This is a genomic window from Streptomyces sp. NBC_00234 (assembly GCF_036195325.1).
Lineage (GTDB): Bacteria > Actinomycetota > Actinomycetes > Streptomycetales > Streptomycetaceae > Streptomyces.
The window spans coordinates 4,320,064-4,336,210 of record NZ_CP108101.1 but is presented as its reverse complement, the minus strand read 5'-3'; the positions used below and the strand labels follow the sequence as shown (position 1 = coordinate 4,336,210).

The window sequence follows — 16,147 nt, the reverse complement described above, 5'->3', positions numbered from 1 at the left end:
CGTGATTCGCAATTTCGACCGCCTCAATGCGGTCCAGCCACGGCAAGGGAGAGTACGCGCCACACGGCGCTCTTCTGTGTCGGCGCCGGGCAATGGGATCAAACGATCTATAACCATACGCACCCTTACCCACTTAGCGCAAACCGTCTGCCCACAACACCCCTCATCCGCGCCCCCTCACCCGCTCTCACGCCGGTCCCACCTGCGGCGATGCCTCCGGTGTGCGCTGCGTCTCAGGGCGTTCCGGGGCGCCCATCGCCTGGTTCCGGAGCTGCGCGGCGGGCGAGGCGGAGGGCGGCTGGGAGGGCTCGGCCGGCGGGGTCGGTTCCGGCTCGGGATCGGGCGCCGGCGGGGTCGGTTCCGGCGGCCCGGGAGTGACGGGCGGAGCCGGCGGTTCGCCCGGCCCCGGAGCCGAGGGCTGCGGGGCCGGTGGCCCGCCGCCCGCGCTCGGCAACGGCGCACCCGGCCCGGACGTCGGCTGCGCCCCGCCGGGGGCGGTCGACGGCGTGGCGCCCGACGCGCTCGGGTCGGGCTTCGCGCCGGTCTCGCGGTCGGACTGCGCCTCGGCGCGGCTGCCGCCGTAACCGGCCCGGCCGGAACCCGGCACCGTGACGCCGTTCGGTTCGGCCGACGCCCCCTTCGGGTCGGCCGACCGGGAGGGCGCCGGTTTCTCGCCGTCGTCGCCGACGCTCATGCAGCCGGTGGACGCGACGATCGTCAGCGCGGTGACGGCTGCCCATCGGACAGGGGCGGACAACTGGCGCACGGGTGGCACCTCCGGGGCGTGAAAGCGGTGCGGGGAAGGAGGGGGCGACGTGCCCAACTCCCACACCCCCACCGGGGACACGCCCGCGAGGGGAGCTACCCCGCGAACCCGCCCGCGAGTTCCGCGCCCAGGAAGACCGCGCCGAGGCCCACCAGCAGGGACGCCACCACGTTGGCCGCCGCGAGGAACCCCCGGCCGCATTCGGCGAGCCGCAGGGTCTCGTACGAGAACGTCGAATACGTCGTCAGCGCCCCGCACAGCCCGGTGCCCACCAGGGCGTACACGGGTTCGGACACCGCCGCGCCGGTCAGTACGCCGAGCAGCAGGCTGCCCGCCGCGTTGGCGGTGAAGGTCCCCCACGGGAAGACGTACGGAAGCCCGGCACCGTGACGCGCCTGCACCGCGCGGTCCGTCAGATAGCGCAGCGGCGCACCGACAGCGCCACCGATCACCACCAGCAGCCAGGTCATGCGTGCCGCCCGCGCCCGTCGAGCAGCCTCCGCGTGAGGACGCTCGCGCCCCCGACCGCTCCGAGCGCCGCCACGACGGTGCCCGCCGCGTAGGCCATGGCGGTCAGCACCTCCTGGCGCACCAGCAGCTTCGACACGTCGGCCGCGTAGGTCGAGAACGTCGTGAACCCGCCGAGCACCCCGACCCCGAGGAACGGCCGCACCAGCGGACGGGTCACCGCACCCCGCTCGGCCACCAGCACCATCAGGACGCCGATCAGGGCGCAGCCCGACACGTTGACGACGAAGACCGCCCACGGGAAGGAGTGCTCGGTGGCCGGCCAGTGCAGCAGGGCCGCGTAGCGCGCGACGGCGCCCAGCGCCCCGCCCGCCGCGATGACGCCGAGCACCTTCCACTTCGCGCGCCCGGCCGTCTCCGCCCGCTGCGCGGGGTCGGCCAGATCGACGTCCGGGTCGACGGCCGGCAGCCCGGCTTCACGGCGGTCGGGTTCCCGCTCGGGACGGGCTGCGCTCACCCGTAGCCCAGGGCGTGCAGCCGCTCGTCGTCGATGCCGAAGTGATGGGCGATCTCGTGGACCACGGTGATCTCGGTCTCCGCGACGACGTCCTCGCGCGACTCGCACATCCGCAGCGTCGGCCCGCGGTAGATGGTGATCCGGTCCGGCAGCACCCCGGCGTACCACTCACCGCGATCGGTGAGCGGCGTGCCCTCGTAGAGCCCCAGCAGCTCGGGGTCACCGGGGTCCGGTTCGTCCTCGACGAACACCGCGACGTTGTCCATCAGCCGCGTCAGCTCCGGCGGGATCCGGTCAAGAGCCTGGCTCACCAGCTCTTCGAACTCCTCGCGCGTCATCTCCAGCACCCCGCCATTGTCACGTATGACCGGCCCGCACCGCGTGCCCCGCCCGCACCAACTGTTCCCCCCGCCCGCATGTCCTGACCTGAACCAGGGCATACGGGCTCAATGGCCCGCGACCCGTTCCGCGCCGCAGTCGACCGTCTCCGGCACCGCCTCCGCCCCGCAGCCCCCGTCCGCACACTCGATGCCACCCCGCACCCCGTCACGCGCGCGCTCGGCCTCGTCGCCGTGGTCGTGCTGGGGGCCTGGCTGGGGCTGCTGATCGTCGGAAGCGTCCGTACGCCGGTGGGGCCCATGGACACCGACATGACCCTGCGCCCGTCCCTCAGCGGCGGCACGAAGATCAACGTGTCGCCGCTCGGTGCCCTGGAGCTGGACTCCCACATCGCCCCGATCCGGCTCGACGTGGACGTCGACCGGCTCGACCCCGTGCGCTCCCAGGCCCTGGTCAAACACCCCGAACGGCTCTCCGGTCTCCAGGACGAGGTCACGGACGACGTCGTCTCCGGCACCCGCGATCTGGCCGTCAGGTCCTGCGTGGCGGTGGTCTCCGGCGCCACCGCGCTCGGCCTCGCCGTCTACCGCCGCCCGCGCCGAGCCCTCGCGGCGGGCGGTCTGGCGCTGGCGCTCCTGGCCGCGTCCGGCGTCACCGCGTACGCCACCTGGAATCCCAAGTCGGTACTGGAGCCGAAGTTCTCCGGGCTGCTCTCCAGCGCCCCCTCGCTCGTCGGCGACGCGCGCTCGATCGTCACCGAGTTCGACGTCTACCAGCAGGAACTGGCCCGCCTGGTCACCAACGTCACCAAGCTGTACGACGCCACCTCCACGCTGCCCGTCTACCGCCCCGACCCGGCCACGATCCGCGTCCTGCACGTCTCCGACATCCATCTCAACCCGGCGGCCTGGCACATCATCGGCTCACTCGTCGAGCAGTACGAGATCGACGTGATCATCGACTCCGGCGACACCATGGACCACGGCACCGCCGCCGAGAACGGCTTCCTGGACCCGATCAGCGACCTCGGCGCGCCCTACGTCTGGGTCCGCGGCAACCACGACTCGAAGGTCACCCAGACGTATCTGAAGGGCCTGCGCAACGCGCACGTCCTGGACGAGGGCAGCGCCCTGGACATCGGGGGACTGCGGGTGGCGGGCACCGGGGACCCGCAGTTCACCCCGGACCGCTCGATCCCCGCCCAGGGGAAGGCGGCCGAACGGATGGCGGGGCTCCGGCTGGCCTCCGCACTGCGCGACCAGAAGCGGGCCGGCACTCCGGTCGACATCGCGGTGGCCCATGACCCGAATGCCGCAAGGGAGGCGGACGGCACCGTTCCCCTCGTCCTGGCCGGTCATGTGCACCACCGGGAGAACCAGGTGCTGAAGTTCGGAACGCGGCTCAAGATCGAGGGCTCCACGGGCGGCGGGGGCCTGCGCGCCGTGCAGAACGAGAAGCCCGAGAAGGTGCGTGCCTCGGTGCTCTACCTGGACCGTTCGACCCGCCGCCTCCAGGCGTGGGACGAGATCACGCTGGGCGGTCTCGGCCTCACGACGGCCGAGGTCAGCCGCCGTCTTCCGGAGGAGAACCAGGCCGGCCGCTCCCCCTCCCCGACGGCTCCCACACCCTCCGGCTAAACCGTTTTGGCGTTCGCCCGCGGATCCCATATGCTTCTCACGTCCCCGACGCGCTGGAAAGCAAACCGGCGGGCCCTTAGCCCTCATCGTCTAGTGGCCCAGGACGCCGCCCTTTCAAGGCGGTAGCACGGGTTCGAATCCCGTTGGGGGCACGCTTTACCGTGTGCGAGACTTGTCTCGCACATTGCTTGGTCCTGTGGAGCAGTTTGGAGTGCTCGCCACCCTGTCAAGGTGGAGGCCGCGGGTTCAAATCCCGTCAGGACCGCTGCAGCCCGTAAGAGCTGCGTGGCTGGGTAGCTCAGTTGGTACGAGCGATCGCCTGAAAAGCGATAGGTCGCCGGTTCGATCCCGGCCCCAGCCACCACCCGAAGGCCCCGTCCGATGGACGGGGCCTTCGTCGTGTCAGGCTCCCTCCTGGGACTCCTGCTTCTGCTGGACCGCACGGCGCCACGCCCGTACCGCGAGCACCAGCGCCACCGTCGCCACCACGGCCCCCAGCAGCACCGCGTCCGGCACGTGCTCGCCGAAGCGCTGGGCCCACTGCTCCACGGCGAACGAGTCGTCCACGTTCAGCAGTCCGGGCAGCGCGGTCGTCCCGTCGTACGCGAGGAAGAGCGCGCCGAGGCCGATGAAGAACAGCCCCGACAGCAGGGTGGTGCTGTGCAGTTCGAAGCGGCCGACGCGGATCGCGCGGCCCCTGAGCCACGCCCGGCGGCCGAGCTCGTAGCGTTCCCAGAGCAGGGCGAGCAGGAACAGCGGAACAGCCATGCCCAGCGCGTACACGGCGAGCAGCAGCCCGCCGTAGACCGGGCTGCCGCTGACCGCCGCCACGGTCAGGACACTGCCGAGGATCGGACCGGCACAGAAGCCGGCCAGCCCGTAGACCGCCCCCAGGGCGTAGACCGAGAACGCGGTCGTCGGACGGATGCGTCCGCCGAGGGCGGCGATCCGTCGCGAGGCGAAGCCCAGGCCCACGATCTGCGCGACGCCGAGCCCGATGATCAGCCAGCCCGCCCCGAGGACCAGTGCGTCCCGGTGGCCGTAGAAGAGCCGTCCGGCGTACGAGCCCGCGGCGCCGAGGGGGACGAGGGTGGTGGCCAGCCCGGCGTAGAAGATGCCGGTGCGGGCCAGCAGCCGTGAGGCGGAGTCGATGGAGTACGCGAAGAAGGCCGGGAGGAGCAGGGCGCTGCACGGGCTGACCAGCGCCAGCAGCCCGCCCAGGAACGCCGCGAAGTAACCGATGTCGGCCGTCACTTCACGGGGTCCTTGGCGTCCTTGGTGTCCTTGGCCGTCGCCGCCTCCGCCGCCGCCTCGATGGCCTGCGTGAAGGTCTCCATCGGCTGGGCTCCCGCGATGGGACGGCCGTTGACGAGGAACGACGGGGTGGACGTGGCGCCGATCCCGTATCCCTGCTCCTGGTCGGCGCGGACCGCGGACGCCGCGGCGGTGCCGTTCGCGTCGCGGACGAACCGGTCGAGGTCCTTCACCCCGGCCTGCCGGGCGAGCTCCTTCAGGCGGTCCTTGCCGAAGCCCTTCTCCTTGGCGTCCTCGGCGTACGCGGCGCGGTGGAACTCCCAGAAACGGTCCTGCTGCCCCGCGGCCCAGGCGGCGCGGGCGGCGGCCTCGGACTCCTCGCCGAAGATCGGGAAGTTGCGCCACTCGATGCGCAGGGTGCCGTCCCGCACGTACTTCTCGATCAGGACGGGCTCGGTGTCCCGGGCGAACTTGCCGCAGTAGCCGCACTTGAAGTCGGCGTACTCGATGAGGACGACGGGTGCGTCGGTCCGGCCCGTCGCCAGCTTGTCGCCCGCGTCGCGGCGGGCGAGCCCGGCCAGTTCCTCGTAGACGCCGGCCGACGGGTCGGCGCTCACCTCGGCGACCGACGAGGAGGGGGCGGAGCCGGAGCCGTCCGGTCCGGTGGCGCGGTAGGAGGCGTAGCCGAGGAGCCCGGCGGCGAGGACGACGACCGCGCCGTACATCAGCGGCTTCTTCGACGAGGACGACGGTCGGGTGGACGAGGGCGTGGGCATGCGTCACTCCGTGCGGTGGGTGCGAGAAGAGATGAGGGTGAAGGGGAACGGCTGCCGGCGGACCGGCTCCGGCTACACCCTCAGCACGGAGAGTTCTATGGGGGTGGGCGTGGCGGGTTCCGGGCCGGTCACCGCGACCCGTACGAGGGGTTCCGCGGGTCCCGCGCCGGTGGCCGCGGGGAGGCCCCACTCGGCGAGGCCGGGCGCCTGGTCGTGCGCGGCGCGGCCCCTGACGGGCGCACCGGGCTCGGTGCCGTCGTGGCCGCCGTCCCTGCCGCAGCCCGGCACGCCCCGACCGCTGTCGGCGGCCACGACCGGGTGACCGGCGCTCTCCGGGGTGACGGACGCGGTGGCCGGTCCACAGAAGAGGCCCAGTACGACCGTGAGCACCGCCATCAGGCAGCACCACTGCGTACGGGACACGGGACCGGCCTCTCGGAAAGGGGTACGGGTGATCAGTTGCCCGAAATGGTACGTGGTGTGATGCCGCCCCACCCCGCAGTCACCGAGGGAGTGACGGAGACCGCGCGAAATGCGTTCGCCACTCCTCGACCCCGGGTGCGATCCTGGGACCCGTATGTCTACTTCCTTTGCCGATCTCCAGTCACAGCTCGGACAGCTCTCACTCCGCGACGCGAACCGGCTCGGCCGGCGCCTCGAGGGTGCGCGCCGCATCCGTAAGCCCGAGGCCCGACAGTCCGTGCTGGACGAGATCGCGGCCGAGGCCGGAAAGGCGGCCGGGCGGCTCGCGGGGCGTGCCGCCCGGATGCCTGCTCTGTCGTACCCGGAGCAGCTGCCCGTCAGCCAGAAGAAGGACGAGATCCTGGAGGCGATACGCGACCACCAGGTCGTGATCGTCGCCGGTGAGACCGGTTCCGGGAAGACCACGCAGATCCCCAAGATCTGTATGGAGCTGGGACGCGGCGTCCGGGGCATGATCGGGCACACCCAGCCCCGCCGGATCGCGGCCCGCACGGTCGCGGAGCGCGTCGCCGAGGAGCTGGACACGCCGCTCGGCGAGGCCGTCGGCTGGAAGGTCCGATTCACCGATCAGGTGAACCCCGACGCGACCTTCGTGAAGCTGATGACGGACGGCATCCTGCTCGCCGAGATCCAGACGGACCGCGAGCTGCTGGCGTACGACACGATCATCATCGACGAGGCGCACGAGCGGTCGCTGAACATCGACTTCCTGCTCGGCTATCTGGCCAGGCTGCTGCCCAAGCGCCCGGACCTGAAGGTCGTCATCACCTCGGCGACCATCGACCCGGAACGCTTCGCCCGGCACTTCGGCGAGGCGCCGATCGTCGAGGTCTCGGGACGTACGTATCCCGTCGAGGTCCGCTACCGGCCGCTCCTCGAAGAAGAGGGCGAGGACTCCGACCGCGACCAGATCACCGCGATCTGCGACGCCGTCGACGAGCTCGGCTCGGAAGCACCCGGGGACGTCCTCGTCTTCCTCTCCGGCGAGCGGGAGATCCGCGACACCGCGGACGCGCTGAACAAGCGCAATCTCAGACACACCGAGGTGCTCCCCCTCTACGCCCGTCTCTCGCACGCCGAGCAGCACCGCGTGTTCCAGCGCCATACGGGCCGCAGGATCGTTCTCGCGACGAACGTCGCCGAGACCTCGCTGACGGTCCCGGGCATCAAGTACGTGATCGACCCGGGCAACGCCCGTATCTCCCGCTACAGCCACCGCACCAAGGTCCAGCGGCTGCCGATCGAGCGGATCTCGCAGGCCAGCGCCAACCAGCGCAAGGGCCGCTGCGGCCGTACGTCGGACGGCATCTGCATCCGGCTGTACTCCGAGGACGACTTCCTGACCCGTCCGGAGTTCACCGATCCGGAGATCCTCCGGACGAACCTGGCCTCCGTCATCCTCCAGATGACCGCGGCCGGCCTCGGCGACATCGAGAAGTTCCCGTTCATCGACCCGCCGGACCACCGCAACATCCGTGACGGTGTGCAGCTGCTGCAGGAGCTCGGCGCCCTGGATCTGGGCGAGAAGGCTCCCCAGGAGGGGAAGAGGGGGCAGCGGCTGACCCCGTTGGGCCGGAAGCTCTCGCAGCTGCCCGTCGACCCCCGCCTGGCCCGCATGGTCATCGAGGCCGAGCGCAACGGCTGCGCGCGCGAGGTCATGGTGATCGCCGCCGCGCTCTCCATCCAGGACCCGCGCGAGCGGCCCTCGGAGAAGCAGACGCAGGCCGACCAGCAGCACGCCCGGTTCAAGGACGAGACCTCGGACTTCCTGGCGTTCCTGAATCTGTGGCGCTACGTCCGCGAACAGCAGAAGGAGCGCGGCTCCTCCAGCTTCCGCAGGATGTGCAAGCAGGAGTATCTGAACTTCCTGCGCATCCGCGAGTGGCAGGACATCTACGCCCAGCTCCGCACGGTGGCCAAGCAGATGGGCATCCAGCTGAACGAGGAGGACGCGCCGGAGCAGTCGGTGCACACCTCGCTGCTGGCGGGCCTGCTGTCGCACATCGGGCTGAAGGACACCGAGAAGAACGAGTACGTCGGCGCGCGCAACGCCAAGTTCGCGATCTTCCCGGGTTCGGCGCTGTTCAAGAAGCAGCCCCGCTTCGTGATGTCGGCCGAGCTGGTCGAGACGTCCCGGCTGTGGGCGCGGGTCAACGCCAAGGTCGAGCCGGAGTGGATCGAACCGCTCGCGGAGCATCTGCTGAAGCGCACCTACAGCGAACCGCACTGGGAGAAGGACCAGGCCGCGGTCATGGCGTACGAGCGGGTCACGCTGTACGGGGTGCCCATCGTCGCCCAGCGCAAGATCAATTTCGGCCGTATCGACCAAGAAGCCTCACGCGATCTGTTCATCCGGAGCGCACTGGTCGAGGGGGACTGGCGTACGCACCACCAGTTCTTCCACGACAACCGCAAACTCCTCGGCGAGGTCGAGGAGTTGGAGCACCGCGCCCGGCGCCGCGACATCCTCGTGGACGACGAGACGCTCTTCGACTTCTACGACCAGCGGATTCCCGAGCACGTGGTCTCCGGGGCGCACTTCGACTCCTGGTGGAAGCACAAGCGCCGCGACGAGCCGGACGCGCTCGACTTCGAGCGCTCGATGCTCATCAACGAGAAGGCCGGGGCCGTCACCAAGGACGACTACCCGGACTCCTGGCGGCAGGGGAAGCTGAAGTTCCGTGTGACGTACCAGTTCGAGCCCGGTGCGGACGCCGACGGCGTGACCGTCCACGTCCCGCTCCAGGTGCTCAACCAGGTCACCTCGGAGGGCTTCGACTGGCAGATCCCGGGCCTGCGCCAGGACGTGGTCACGGAACTGATCCGCTCGCTGCCCAAGCCGATCCGCCGGCACTACGTCCCCGCTCCGGACTACGCGGGCAAGTTCCTGGACCGGGCCGTCCCGCTGCAGGAGCCGCTGCCGTTCACCCTGGCCCGTGAGCTCCAGCGGATGGTCGGCGTCCCGGTGAAGGCCGACGACTTCGACCTGACCCGGATCCCGGACCATCTGAAGATCACCTTCCGGATCGTCGACGAGCGGCGCCGCACGGTGGCCGAGGACAAGGATCTGGAGGCCCTGAAGCTCCAGCTGCGCCCCAAGGCCCGCCAGGCCCTCTCCAAGGCCGCCGCGGCCACCGCGGGGCCCTCGGGGGAGTCCATCGAGCGTTCGGGCCTCACCGGCTGGACGATCGGCTCGCTGAACCGCGTCTTCGAGACGCGCCGGGCCGGCCAGCCGGTCAAGGCGTTCCCGGCCCTCGTCGACCAGGGCGAAACCGTCGCCGTACGGCTCTTCGACACCGAGGCCGAGCAGCAGCAGGCGATGTGGCGCGGCACCCGCAGGCTGATCCTGCTCAACATCCCGGTGAACCCCGCCAAGTTCGCCTCGGACAAGCTCACCAACCAGCAGAAGCTGGCCCTGTCACGGAACCCGCACGGCTCCGTCCAGGCGCTGTTCGAGGACTGCGCCACGGCCGCGGCCGACCGGCTGATCGCCGCGCACGGCGGCCCGGCCTGGGACGAGGAGTCGTTCCGGAAGCTGTACGACAAGGTGCGCGCCGATCTCGTGGACCTGACCGTCCGCACCATCGGGCAGGTGCAGCAGATCCTGGCGGCCTGGCAGGCGTGCGAGCGGCGCCTGAAGTCCACCAACAGCCTGACGCTGGTCAACAACGTCACGGACGTACGGGACCAGCTCGCCGTGCTCATGCCGCCGGGCTTCGTCACGGCGACCGGTCTGCGCCGGCTGCCCGACCTGATGCGCTACCTCGTGGCGGCGGACCGCAGGCTCCAGCAGATGCCGACGGCGGTCCAGCGCGACACCACACGCATGGCGAAGGTCCACGAGATGCAGGACGAGTACGCCTGGCTGCTGGAGCAGCTGCCGCAGGGACGGCCGGTGCCCCAGGAGGTGCTGGACATCCGCTGGATGATCGAGGAGCTGCGGGTGAGCTACTTCGCCCACGCCCTGGGCACGGCGCAGCCCGTCTCGGACAAGCGGATCGTCAAGGCGATCGACGCGGCGGCCCCCTGATCCGGCGGGCCGTGCGGGCCCGCCGGAGGCGCGGTGGACCCGTAACGGGGCCGCCACCCTGGGTGAGTTCGACCGCACCCTCCGACCTCCTGTACAGTCTCGTTTCGCAGCAGGCCGCAAGGCAGGCAGCGAAAACCTGGTCCTGTGGAGCAGTTTGGAGTGCTCGCCACCCTGTCAAGGTGGAGGCCGCGGGTTCAAATCCCGTCAGGACCGCAAGAAACGAAAGCCCGGATCTCCTGATCCGGGCTTTCGTGCGTCTTGACTGCGGCATCTGCCACGGGTACCCCGTAAGCAGAGGCTGCCCCTGTTTCCCTCGGCGAGGGGCCGCGCGGGTCCACCGGGAGGTGGCACGTATGTCTGCGTCCGCGGCACGGCACGAAACCCGCGCGCTGCTGCGCGCCCACCTGGCGGCGGCGTCCGGCTACCGGCACCTCACCCGGCACTGCCCGATCTGCCACCGGCTCCTCCGCCTCGCCCTGGAGCCCACGACGGCACCCTGGGCACCCGAGACCCTCCTGAGCCCTTCCCGCCCCTCTGAGGGCCCCGAAGCGCCCGAAGGCGGCATGTCGGCACCCGACGAGCCGTCGGAGCCGCACAGGGCCGCGGAGGAGAGCGAGGACGAAAGTCCCGCCACGTCATGACCAATGGCCGGGCCGTCCGCTTCCCGGCAGTGGCAGGCTGGGAGTTGGCAAGCCTCAGCCAGTGTGACGGGAGTCACCGAATGAGTTTTTGGAAGGGGTGGCTTTACCCCCTTCTTACAACTGGCGAATTTAATATGTGCAATTGCACCCCTCCCCAGGAGGCCCCGCAGCCATTCCGCCGGGGCCGGCGAGGAAGCCCTGAGAGGCCCGCACACGGCCCCGGACAGGACCACACACGGTCGGCGAACAGACCCGCGCAGGGGCTCGCACACAGCCCCGCCCCCGGGCCGTTCGGGCACAAAAAAATCGCGCTGGACCCGGCGGAGTCCAGCGCGATCGGGTGACGTACCCGTATTGCATAGGTATGACGCCCGTTGGGGCAGGCGTCCGTCATGTGGAGCTATGGGTGGGCAACGGGGGTTGGGGGACCCGACAGTGCCCAGTTATGGCGCGGCGACAGGGGTGTGTCAGGCCTCGCTGCGCTGCTGCGGAATACCCGCAAGCAGTGCGCGGACCTCTGCCTCGCGGTACCGGCGATGTCCACCGAGCGTGCGGATGGACGTGAGCTTGCCTGCCTTGGCCCAACGGGTGACCGTCTTCGGGTCCACGCGGAACATCGTGGCAACCTCAGCCGGGGTCAGCAGCGGCTCGGCATCAGGGGTGCGAGCGGTCATGAGCGGCCTCCTCGGGAGAACCGAACCTTCTCGGTTCTTTCCTCTAAATTCTGCACCTTGACCCGCGTTGCCCGAAATGGCGGACGCGGGCCGAGTCGGTTATAGGACGAACGGCTTGTCCTCGGCACTACAACTACACCATCCGTCCAGCCGCGTCGGCCAAACCGATGGAATTGCCCTCCCAGGTGTTCATCAGCGACGGAAGCCGATGGACCATGCCATAGCGGACAGTCACGTCACAGTGACGATCAGTCACAGAGCGATCAGGAGTCACCAGACCCCCCATAGAGCGCAATACCGAGCTTTCCGCCCATAGTTAGACGGAAGGAGTCCTCCCCGGACTCCTTGTCCTATTTTGGCACGAGGAGTGGGGATGGGCGCAAGGGCGCCGTTAGTGCTATCCGTCACGCTTGAGGCAAAGGCCCGGTTCGGGACGTAGGTCCTGGGTCCGACGGCGTACTCTTCCGCCTCACTCGTCACACGGGTCACACAGGAAGCATTTTCACGCTTCGTCAACTCACAGAAACGCGCCGCGCGTCGCTCCAAAAAGCGTAGATACACTCCGGCTCGCACACCTCTGCGCCGGTTGATGCGCCTCTGCACCCATTGCCCGGCCTGGCCAGGTTTGGTGTCAGTTGGCGAACTGACGGTCCCGTACCGCCCGCCAGCGCTCGGCGAGACGCGCGTACGCCACGCTCGCCCCCTCGCGGTCCCCGGCCCGCAGCGCTGCGATGCCCTCGATCACGTCCGCGGCCGAGCGGTCCCCGGCGAGCTGCTCCCCCGACAGCGCGTGGACCAGCCCGCCGTAGTCGAGCTCGACCAGCGCGCGCGGGTGGAACTCCTCCAGCCAGCGGCCCACATCCACCAGGCCCTCGGTCAGCGGCCCTTCGTCGACCGTCTCCCGCAGGGTCCTGAGCGCCCGCGCCAGCCGGCGCCGCGCCTGCACCATCGGGGTCCGGTAGCGCAGCACCGGCGGCCGGCCCTCGCCGTCCGCCTCCTCGTACTCCCGCTCCTCGTCGTCGAAGAGCACGAACCAGCGCACCGGAACCTGCCATACCGCCGTGCGGATCCACGGCCGGGCATCCGGATTCCGCTCGCGCCACCGCTCGTGGTCCGTGAGCGCCTGCCCCCGAACCACCGGCGGCAGCACCGCGTCGAGGACGGTGGCCGGAAACATCCCCTCCAGTTCCTCCAGAGCGAGCCATCCGCGCAGCCGGGTCCGCCACGGGCAGACACACACCACCCCGTCCACCTCCGCGACGAACGCGTCCGCGCTCTCGTGCGCGGGCACCCCCACCGGCGGGGTGGCCGCCAGGTCGGCCAGTGAACGACGCAGTTCGTCCTGGGCGGTGGGGAAGGCGGAGCGCTCCGCGTACCGGGCCCAGTGGGCGCGTTCGGGCCCGGGAAAGGCGGCGAGCGGCTCGTACACCCGCAGGTAGGACGAGTAAGGGACGAGCACTGAAGACACCACCGACATGCGCCGAATCGTGTCACGCCCGTACTCCGCCAGGGGGTGATCCGGGGCACCGGCACGGATCCGCGTACGCGGAGGACTTACGCTCTTGCCCAGTCGGACCGACCGTGCCGGTCGGCCCGGGGCCCTCCCCACCTTCAGGAGGGCCTTTCCGCCGCTTCGTACTTGGGAGTCACCACAGTGACCGATGTGACCGACGGCGTCCTGCACACCCTGTTCCACTCGGATCAGGGGGGCCACGAACAAGTCGTGCTCTGCCAGGACCGTGCCAGCGGCCTCAAGGCCGTCATCGCCATCCACTCCACCGCCCTGGGCCCGGCCCTCGGCGGCACCCGCTTCTATCCGTACGCCTCCGAGGAGGAGGCCGTCGCGGACGCGCTGAACCTGGCGCGCGGCATGTCGTACAAGAACGCCATGGCCGGCCTCGACCACGGTGGCGGCAAGGCCGTCATCATCGGCGACCCGGACACGATCAAGACCGAGGAACTGCTGCTGGCCTACGGCCGGTTCGTCGCCTCGCTCGGCGGTCGCTACGTGACCGCCTGCGACGTCGGCACGTACGTCGCCGACATGGACGTGGTGGCGCGCGAGTGCCGCTGGACCACCGGACGCTCCCCCGAGAACGGTGGCGCGGGCGACTCCTCCGTCCTCACCGCCTTCGGCGTCTTCCAGGGCATGCGGGCCTCCGCACAGCACCTGTGGGGCGACCCGACCCTGCGCGGCCGGAAGGTCGGTGTCGCCGGCGTCGGCAAGGTCGGCCACCACCTCGTCGAGCACCTGCTCGCGGACGGCGCCGTGGTCGTCATCACGGACGTACGGGAGGAGTCGGTACGCCGGATCACCGACCTGCACCCCGAGGTCACGGTGGCCGCCGACACCGACGCACTGATCCGTACCGAGGGCCTGGACATCTACGCCCCGTGCGCGCTCGGCGGAGCCCTCGACGACGACACCGTGCCGGTGCTCACCGCGAAGGTGGTGTGCGGCGCGGCCAACAACCAGCTCGCGCACCCGGGTGTGGAGAAGGACCTGGCCGACCGCGCGATCCTGTACGCACCCGACTACGTGGTGAACGCCGGTGGCGTGATCCAGGTCGCCGACGAGCTCCACGGGTTCGACTTCGACCGGTGCAAGGCGAAGTCCACGAAGATCTTCGACACCACGCTGGCCATATTCGCACGTGCGAAGGCGGACGGAATTCCGCCGGCTGCGGCGGCCGACCGGATCGCCGAACAGCGGATGGCCGAAGCGCGTCGTCACTGACCGGTGACGGGATCTTCGGGTCCCGTCACCGGACGCGGCCCGCCGACCGGCGAGACAAGACTCACGCCGGTCGGCGGGTCGGCCGCCAAGAAGAGGTTAAAATCGCAGTTGACCAGCGGGGACGGGGCTCCTCGCAGGTCCTCTTCCGGCGCGCGTCATGCGGGCGGCGTACCGTATGGCCGCGGAAGCAGGTACCGTTAAAGCCCTACAGGCGCGGTCTCTCAGCCGGGAGTCCGTCCTGAAACATGAACGCGTGTCAAGACTCTGGGGCCGTCGAGCCCCGTCACCGAGGGGGTCGAGCCATGGGGCGCGGCCGGGCAAAGGCCAAGCAGACCAAGGTCGCCCGCCAGCTGAAGTACAGCAGCGGCGGGACTGACCTGTCGCGTCTGGCCAATGAGCTGGGCGCATCGCCTTCGAGTCAACCACCGAACGCTGAGCCGTTCGAGGACGACGACGAGGAAGATGACCCGTACGCACAGTACGCGGATCGTTACAACGACGACGACGAGGACGAGGACGATCAGTCCGGCCCTTCGTCGCAACGTCGCGGCGCTTGACCTCGCGCTGACACAGAAACCCGGTCCGGGCCTGCCCGGACCGGGTTTTGTGCTGCCCCGGACCGGGGCGATCGAACCTGCCCGGCGACGGTAGGCGTCTTTCGGCCCGTCCGGCGCCGGGGGCGAGGCGGTCACCGGACGATCCCGGTGACCCGCCCCGACTGCTGTCTACTTCGCGTACTCGCCCACGAGCTCGGCGCCCGTCGCGTGTGCGCCACGGTCGGTGATCTCACCGGCGACCCAGGACTCGACGCCCCGGTCGGCCAGTGTCGTCAGCGCCGCGTCCACGGAGTCCGCGGGGACGATCGCGATCATGCCGACACCCATGTTGAGCGTCTTCTCGAGCTCCAGCCGCTCGACCTGTCCGGCCTTGCCGACCAGGTCGAAGACCGCGCCGGGCGTCCACGTGGAGCGGTCCACGGAGGCGTGCAGCGCGTCCGGGACGACCCGGGCCAGGTTGTTCGCCAGACCGCCGCCGGTGACGTGGCTGAAGGCGTGCACCTGGGTCGTGCGGGTCAGCGCCAGGCAGTCCAGCGAGTAGATCTTGGTGGGCTCCAGGAGCTCCTCGCCGAGCGTCCGGCCGAACTCCTCGACCTGGCGGTCCAGCGACCAGCCTGCGCGGTCGAAGACCACGTGCCGGACCAGCGAGTACCCGTTGGAGTGAAGACCGGAGGACGCCATCGCGATGACCGCGTCACCCTTACGGATACGGTCCGGTCCGAGCAGGTGCTCGGCCTCGACCACGCCCGTGCCCGCGCCCGCCACATCGAAGTCGTCGGGACCCAGGAGGCCCGGGTGCTCGGCGGTCTCGCCGCCGACCAGGGCGCAGCCCGCGAGGACACAGCCTTCGGCGATGCCCTTCACGATGGCCGCGACACGCTCGGGATGCACCTTGCCGACGCAGATGTAGTCGGTCATGAAGAGCGGTTCGGCGCCACAGACGACGAGGTCGTCGACGACCATGCCGACGAGGTCGTGGCCGATGGTGTCGTACACGCCCATCTGACGGGCGAGGTCGACCTTCGTGCCGACGCCGTCGGTGGCGGAAGCGAGCAGCGGACGCTCGTAACGCTTGAGCGCCGAGGCGTCGAAGAGGCCGGCGAATCCGCCGATGCCACCCAGGACCTCGGGGCGCTTCGTCTTCTTCACCCACTCCTTCATCAGCTCGACGGCACGGTCACCGGCTTCGATGTCGACGCCCGCTGCCGCGTAGGAAGCACCTGTTGTCTCAGACATTGCCTGGGATCTTTCGTGTGGAAATACGGGGC

Annotated in this window: 15 protein-coding genes and 4 tRNA genes; 9 read left to right on the top strand and 10 right to left on the bottom strand. The window is 70.1% G+C overall.

Going from position 1 to position 16,147, the window contains the following annotated elements; genetic code table 11:
- Window positions 1-187: 187 nt before the first annotated feature.
- The 4 genes from OG230_RS19025 to OG230_RS19010 form a co-directional block, all read right to left on the bottom strand.
- Window positions 188-766: a hypothetical protein gene (locus tag OG230_RS19025; RefSeq protein WP_328904922.1), complete on the bottom strand. Its 579-nt coding sequence runs from the start codon at window positions 764-766 to the stop codon at window positions 188-190.
- Between the two features lie 95 nt (window positions 767-861).
- Complete coding sequence (locus OG230_RS19020; RefSeq protein WP_328904921.1) at window positions 862-1,236, bottom strand: fluoride efflux transporter FluC; 375 nt, start codon at window positions 1,234-1,236, stop codon at window positions 862-864.
- The gene (locus tag OG230_RS19015) at window positions 1,233-1,676 is read right to left on the bottom strand and encodes a FluC/FEX family fluoride channel (RefSeq protein WP_328911445.1); all 444 of its coding nucleotides are present in this window, start codon (window positions 1,674-1,676) and stop codon (window positions 1,233-1,235) included. The genes OG230_RS19020 and OG230_RS19015 overlap by 4 nt, the downstream gene beginning before the upstream one ends.
- A gap of 71 nt (window positions 1,677-1,747) precedes the next feature.
- Window positions 1,748-2,098 carry a metallopeptidase family protein gene (locus OG230_RS19010; protein ID WP_328904920.1) on the bottom strand — a complete coding sequence of 117 codons (351 nt, stop codon included), beginning with the start codon at window positions 2,096-2,098 and terminating at the stop codon, window positions 1,748-1,750.
- Window positions 2,099-2,200: 102 nt separating this feature from the next.
- On the opposite strand from OG230_RS19010, the gene OG230_RS19005 reads away from it, so the two are divergent.
- The 4 genes from OG230_RS19005 (at window position 2,201) to OG230_RS18990 (ending at window position 4,091) form a co-directional block, all read left to right on the top strand.
- The gene (locus OG230_RS19005) at window positions 2,201-3,727 is read left to right on the top strand and encodes a metallophosphoesterase family protein (protein ID WP_328904919.1); all 1,527 of its coding nucleotides are present in this window, start codon (window positions 2,201-2,203) and stop codon (window positions 3,725-3,727) included.
- Between the two features lie 79 nt (window positions 3,728-3,806).
- Window positions 3,807-3,879 (top strand) — tRNA-Glu (locus OG230_RS19000).
- Between the two features lie 38 nt (window positions 3,880-3,917).
- Window positions 3,918-3,992 (top strand) — tRNA-Asp (locus tag OG230_RS18995).
- Between the two features lie 22 nt (window positions 3,993-4,014).
- Window positions 4,015-4,091 (top strand) — tRNA-Phe (locus tag OG230_RS18990).
- Window positions 4,092-4,129: 38 nt separating this feature from the next.
- Here the strand turns inward: OG230_RS18990 and OG230_RS18985 are convergent.
- The 3 genes from OG230_RS18985 to OG230_RS18975 all read right to left on the bottom strand — a co-directional run bounded on the left by OG230_RS18985 (window position 4,130) and on the right by OG230_RS18975 (window position 6,180).
- Window positions 4,130-4,981 (bottom strand): cytochrome c biogenesis CcdA family protein, encoded by an 852-nt coding sequence (locus tag OG230_RS18985; RefSeq protein WP_328904918.1) that lies wholly within the window; start codon window positions 4,979-4,981, stop codon window positions 4,130-4,132.
- The gene (locus OG230_RS18980) at window positions 4,978-5,757 is read right to left on the bottom strand and encodes a DsbA family protein (RefSeq protein WP_328904917.1); all 780 of its coding nucleotides are present in this window, start codon (window positions 5,755-5,757) and stop codon (window positions 4,978-4,980) included. Before OG230_RS18980 ends, OG230_RS18985 begins: the two co-directional genes overlap by 4 nt.
- Window positions 5,758-5,829: 72 nt before the next feature.
- Window positions 5,830-6,180: a hypothetical protein gene (locus OG230_RS18975; RefSeq protein WP_328904916.1), complete on the bottom strand. Its 351-nt coding sequence runs from the start codon at window positions 6,178-6,180 to the stop codon at window positions 5,830-5,832.
- 154 nt (window positions 6,181-6,334) lie between these two features.
- Between OG230_RS18975 and hrpA the strand changes: the two genes are divergently transcribed.
- The 3 genes from hrpA (at window position 6,335) to OG230_RS18960 (ending at window position 10,911) form a co-directional block, all read left to right on the top strand.
- Window positions 6,335-10,270, top strand: a complete 3,936-nt coding sequence (gene hrpA / locus OG230_RS18970; protein ID WP_328904915.1) for an ATP-dependent RNA helicase HrpA — start codon at window positions 6,335-6,337, stop codon at window positions 10,268-10,270.
- Between the two features lie 138 nt (window positions 10,271-10,408).
- Window positions 10,409-10,483: transfer RNA gene (locus OG230_RS18965), tRNA-Asp, on the top strand.
- Window positions 10,484-10,623: 140 nt separating this feature from the next.
- Window positions 10,624-10,911, top strand: coding sequence for a DUF6274 family protein (locus OG230_RS18960; RefSeq protein WP_328904914.1), 288 nt, complete (start codon window positions 10,624-10,626; stop codon window positions 10,909-10,911).
- Between the two features lie 467 nt (window positions 10,912-11,378).
- Here the strand turns inward: OG230_RS18960 and bldC are convergent, their stop codons facing one another.
- Complete coding sequence (bldC, locus tag OG230_RS18955) at window positions 11,379-11,585, bottom strand: developmental transcriptional regulator BldC (RefSeq protein ID WP_003949541.1); 207 nt, start codon at window positions 11,583-11,585, stop codon at window positions 11,379-11,381.
- Window positions 11,586-12,216: 631 nt separating this feature from the next.
- On the bottom strand, window positions 12,217-13,062 hold the full coding sequence (locus tag OG230_RS18950; protein WP_328904913.1) for a hypothetical protein: 846 nt from the start codon (window positions 13,060-13,062) through the stop codon (window positions 12,217-12,219).
- A gap of 177 nt (window positions 13,063-13,239) precedes the next feature.
- Here OG230_RS18950 and OG230_RS18945 point away from each other — a divergent pair, with 177 nt between their 5' ends.
- Together OG230_RS18945 and OG230_RS18940 are read left to right on the top strand one after the other, a co-directional pair.
- Window positions 13,240-14,322: a Leu/Phe/Val dehydrogenase gene (locus tag OG230_RS18945; RefSeq protein ID WP_328904912.1), complete on the top strand. Its 1,083-nt coding sequence runs from the start codon at window positions 13,240-13,242 to the stop codon at window positions 14,320-14,322.
- 302 nt (window positions 14,323-14,624) lie between these two features.
- On the top strand, window positions 14,625-14,879 hold the full coding sequence (locus OG230_RS18940; protein ID WP_328904911.1) for a DUF3073 domain-containing protein: 255 nt from the start codon (window positions 14,625-14,627) through the stop codon (window positions 14,877-14,879).
- 168 nt (window positions 14,880-15,047) lie between these two features.
- Here the strand turns inward: OG230_RS18940 and purM are convergent, their stop codons facing one another.
- Window positions 15,048-16,115: a phosphoribosylformylglycinamidine cyclo-ligase gene (gene purM / locus OG230_RS18935; protein WP_328904910.1), complete on the bottom strand. Its 1,068-nt coding sequence runs from the start codon at window positions 16,113-16,115 to the stop codon at window positions 15,048-15,050.
- Window positions 16,116-16,147 lie beyond the last annotated feature (32 nt).